This window comes from Streptomyces sp. NPDC054840, from assembly GCF_053611065.1.
In genome coordinates, this window is the sequence record NZ_JBSGZP010000614.1 from 319 (window position 1) to 4395 (window position 4077).

A 4077-nucleotide genomic window follows, 5' to 3' on the forward strand; every position below is an offset into this window, starting at 1 on the left:
GTACGAGTCGTCCGGTCTCCCGGTCGGCGACGGTGTCCTGCTGGCCGCCGACGGCGCTTGCCACCACGGGCCGGCCGCAGGCCATGGCCTCCAGCGGCACGATGCCGAACGGCTCGTAGTCCGCCGGGCACAGCACGACGTCGGCGCTGCGCAGCAGGGCCGGCACGGCGTCGCAGGGCACCGCGCCGACGAAACGCACGCGGTCGAGGACTCCCGCCCCCCGGGCGAGGGCGCGCAACCGCCGCACTTCGGGGTCGCGGTCGAGACCGCCGGGTGGGGGGCCGCCCGCGATCAGGAGCTCCGCCTCCGGGAGGTGGGCGAGAGCGGCGATGGACAGGGCCGCCCCCTTGCGGGGGACGAGCCGGCCCAGTTGGAGGAGCCGGTGGCGGTGGGCGGTTCCGCGCGCGGCGACCGGTCCGTCCGGCCGGAACCGCTCGGTGTCCACGCCGCACGGAACGACATCGGCCTTGTCCTCGGGCAGGCCCATGCGGGCGAGCTCGGTGACCTCGTCGCTGCAGGTCGCCACGACCCGGTCGCAGCCCAGTCCGACCTCCCGCTCGCATCCGATGCGTGAGGGCGGGCTGGTGTCGGCGGCTCCCTGATGGCGCCGCTTGACGGTTCCCAGCGCGTGGTAGGTGTGCAGCATCGGCAGGCCGAGCTCCCTCGCCGCCGCCAGCGAGGCGAGCCCGGACATCCAGAAGTGCGAGTGAACCAGGTCGGGCGGACCGGTCTCCTGCCAGAGGTGCATCAAGTAGTACGCGAACTCCCGCATGTGCGGCAGCAGTTCGTCCTTGGGCAGTGGTTCGGCCGGACCGGCCGGTACGTGATGGACCGTCACGCCCGGCCGCAAGCGGCTGCTTGTCGGCAGGTCCCGGGAGTCCCGCCGCGTGTACACCGTGACGCGGTGGCCTCGGTCGGCCAATGCTCCGGCCAGGCAGGCGACGTGCACGTTCTGGCCGCCGGCGTCCACTCCCCCGAGGGTCGCGAGGGGGCTGGCGTGCTCGGAGACCAGGGCCAAGGACAGGGAGCGGAGCCGGTTGGGGGGCCGTATCGAACGGGCGGTAGGGGGTGTCATGACCGTACCTCCGTCATCAGGCGCTCCCAGTCGGCCAGGAAGCGTTTGAGGCCGTACCGTTCGAGCGCGGCCTGCCGGGCGCGCGCGCCGTCCTCGGCGGCCGCCTGGGGTTCGTCGATGTAGTGGACGACCGCTCGGGCCAGGACGTCCGGCCGGGTGGACAGGACCCCGGTGCCGGGTACGACGGCCTCCACGGCCTCGGTGGCGGCCAGCGCCACGACGGGCATGCCCAGGTGCATGGCTTCCAGCAGCGACAGTCCCAGCGAGGTCCAGCGCACGGGATGCAGGTACAGGCGGCGCTCCGCCATCGCCGTGTGCAGCTCGCGCTGGGGGAGCTCGTAGGCACGGCACCGTTGCACGGACAGTCCCAGGTGCTCGGCGATGCCGTGGGTGCGCATCCCGAAGACGTCCAGCGGCGCCGCCCGGGCCAGCTCCGGCAGGAGGTCCGTTCCGGTGTGTCGCCACCGCCTGATCGGGTCGTTCGTCACCACCGCCGCGCGGGGGAGCAGACCCGTGTAGAGGTGCCCGGGGTCGACGATGCCGTGTTCGATGACCTCGGTGCGGGTGGCGCCGTTGTCCCAGAACTGCCGGTTGAAATGGGTGACGTGGACGAGTGTCAGGTCCTGGCGGTCGGCGCAGGGGTGGCGGGTGTTCGGTACGTCGCCGTCCGGTGCGTTGTGCTCCAGGTACACGGCGGGAACGTCGCGTCCGGGGCGGCGGCCCAGCCAGCGCTCGGCCAGCTCCATCTCGTGGGGCCGCTGCAGCACCACGAGGTCCACCGGAGCATCGGCCAGTTCGGCCGGCGTGACCTCCCGCACCGAATCGGGCCAGCTGAAGGTGCGGGCGCGGCCCAGCCCGTCGGGCCCCCGGTCCGGGGTGACCGGTACGAGGTAGGTGTGCGGTCCCTGGACGAACGCGGTCGTCCAGGAACCGTGCACGTGCCACAGCAGGATGTTCATGCGGTCACTCCTCCATCGGTCTCGCTCGGCTCGGGCGGTCGCGGTCCGCGGTCGCCCGGCGGGCCGCCCGTGAGGAGTCCGGTGACTGCCGCCAGCACCTCGTCGTCGTCCACCGAGTCCAGACAGGGGTGCCCCGCCACGGGGCAGACCCTCGCCCTGCTGCCCGCGCACGAGGCCCGCTGATCGCCGAGCAGCACGTGCGGCACCCGGTACGGTCGCCACCGGCCGGCCGGCACCACGGGTGCGAACAGGCACACCACGGGCGTGCCCACGGCGGCGGCCAGATGGGTCGGCCCCGTGTTGCCCGCCACCACGACCCGTGCGGCGGCCAGGACACCGGCCAGCTCGTGCAGGTCGCCCGTGACGCCGCCCAGGTCGAGTCCGTGGCGGCCGGCCACCTCTGCGGTCAGCTCCTTCTCCGCAGGGCTGCCGGTGACCACCACCCGGTGCCCCGCCTCGTGCAGCGCGGCGGCGGCCCGCGTCGCTCTGGCCGGGCTCCAGGCGCGGGCCGCCACCGCGGCTCCCGGATGCAGCACCACATAGGGTTCGGGACCCGTCAACCGCGTCGTGTCGGGCGGGACGCGCACACGCAGGGCGCCGTCGTCGCCGTCGGGCAGCGCGAAACCGAAGTCGCGCACCAGGTCGAGCGCCGCGTCCGCCTCGTGCCGGTCCGGCAGCCGGTGATGACGCAGCGCGAGCAGGGACCCGGGGTACTCCTCGCAATCGGCCGCTACCCGCTCCACCCCCGCGAGCGCGAGCAGCAGGGCCGCCGGCAACGGGGACTGGTGGTGGGACACCAGGATCACGCCACGGTCGAAGCGGCCGGCTGCCAGGGCGTCGACCAGCAGACCGCACTCCTCGCGCGAGGTGCGGCCCGGCTCCAGCCCCACCCAGGGGGCCTCGTACACCAGCACCTGGTCCACGCCGGGCAACAGCCGCGCCGCGGCGATGCCCTGCGGCCCGCAGAGCAGCGTGGTGTGGGACGAGCCGGCCGCCACCGCGCGCACGGCGGGACCGGCCAGCAGCACGTCTCCGGCGCTGTCAAGGCGTACGACGAGACTGCGCGGGGCGTTCATCCGCCACCGCCGACAGCGCGCGGGCGCTCCGGCACCGGTCCACGGGACAGCAGGACGTCCGTGCCCCGGCCGGCTCCGGAGCCTGCCGAGGAGGAGAGGAGCCGGACGGCGGTGAGCAGATCGCGCGCCGTCTCGCCGGCGGCCGCGACCTCTTCGGGACGAGTCACGGGCGTCGGCACCAGCACCCCGCGCGCACCCGCGGCGGAGGCGGCCCGCACGTCGGAGCCGATGTCTCCGACGACCACCGTGCGTTCGGGGGCCACGCCCAGCCGCTCACACGCGGCGAGGATCAAGCCCGGTGCGGGTTTGCGGCAGCCACAGCCGTCCGCGGGGCCGTGGGGGCATACGGCCCACACGTCGAACGGACCGAACAGTTCGTCCACGCGTCGGCATACCGCCACCACCTGCTTCTGCGTCAGGAGCCCGCGCGCCACTCCCGACTGGTTGCTCACGACACCGACCGGAACCCCGCGCTCGCGCAGCGCGGTCACCGCGGCCCGCGCCGTGGGCAGGGGAGAGACCCGGGCGGGGTCGCCGTTGTACGGGACATCGACGACGAGCGTGCCGTCACGGTCGAAGAGGACCGCTTCCGGCAGCCCGCCGGTCGTCCCGGACCGACGCCGGATGCGGGCCGCACGCGGGTGGTCCCACAGCCAGGGAACGGCCCCGGCCGGGGGTCCACCGACGGACGTGCCTCCGACGGGCGGGCCTCCGACGGGCCGGTTCCTCACGACCCCACCTGCTCGCGGAGAGCCTTCTGCGGAGCCGCCGAGCGGCTTCCGGGCGGCGCCGCCGGATCCGCTCGGTGGACACGGCGGTGTACGACCGTCCCCCGCAGCCAGTGCCAGACGGCCACAGCGGGGATGACCGCGCTCGTGACCGCCATGGTGACGACCTCGGACCGGGTGCGGGGACCTGGTGCGATCCGGGCCGCGGCGACCTCGGCGGTGCCCGCCACCCCGCCGGC

At 74.6% G+C, this 4077-nt stretch carries 4 protein-coding genes and 1 pseudogene; all 5 read right to left on the bottom strand.

Annotation, left to right across the window (positions count from 1 at the left end; translation table 11 throughout):
- Positions 1-1075 (bottom strand): glycosyltransferase (locus ACWGIU_RS30745; RefSeq protein ID WP_453711290.1); only part of this gene is annotated, 1075 nt, incomplete at its 3' end.
- Positions 1072-2034, bottom strand: a complete 963-nt coding sequence (locus tag ACWGIU_RS30750; RefSeq protein ID WP_453711292.1) for a glycosyltransferase — start codon at positions 2032-2034, stop codon at positions 1072-1074. The genes ACWGIU_RS30745 and ACWGIU_RS30750, both read right to left, overlap by 4 nt.
- Complete coding sequence (locus ACWGIU_RS30755) at positions 2031-3110, bottom strand: glycosyltransferase family 9 protein (RefSeq protein ID WP_453711294.1); 1080 nt, start codon at positions 3108-3110, stop codon at positions 2031-2033. Before ACWGIU_RS30755 ends, ACWGIU_RS30750 begins: the two co-directional genes overlap by 4 nt.
- Positions 3107-3841: a D-glycero-alpha-D-manno-heptose-1,7-bisphosphate 7-phosphatase gene (locus ACWGIU_RS30760; RefSeq protein WP_453711296.1), complete on the bottom strand. Its 735-nt coding sequence runs from the start codon at positions 3839-3841 to the stop codon at positions 3107-3109. Before ACWGIU_RS30760 ends, ACWGIU_RS30755 begins: the two co-directional genes overlap by 4 nt.
- Positions 3838-4077, bottom strand: a pseudogene (locus tag ACWGIU_RS30765) (transferase); the annotation flags it as partial. The pseudogene ACWGIU_RS30765 and the gene ACWGIU_RS30760, both read right to left, overlap by 4 nt.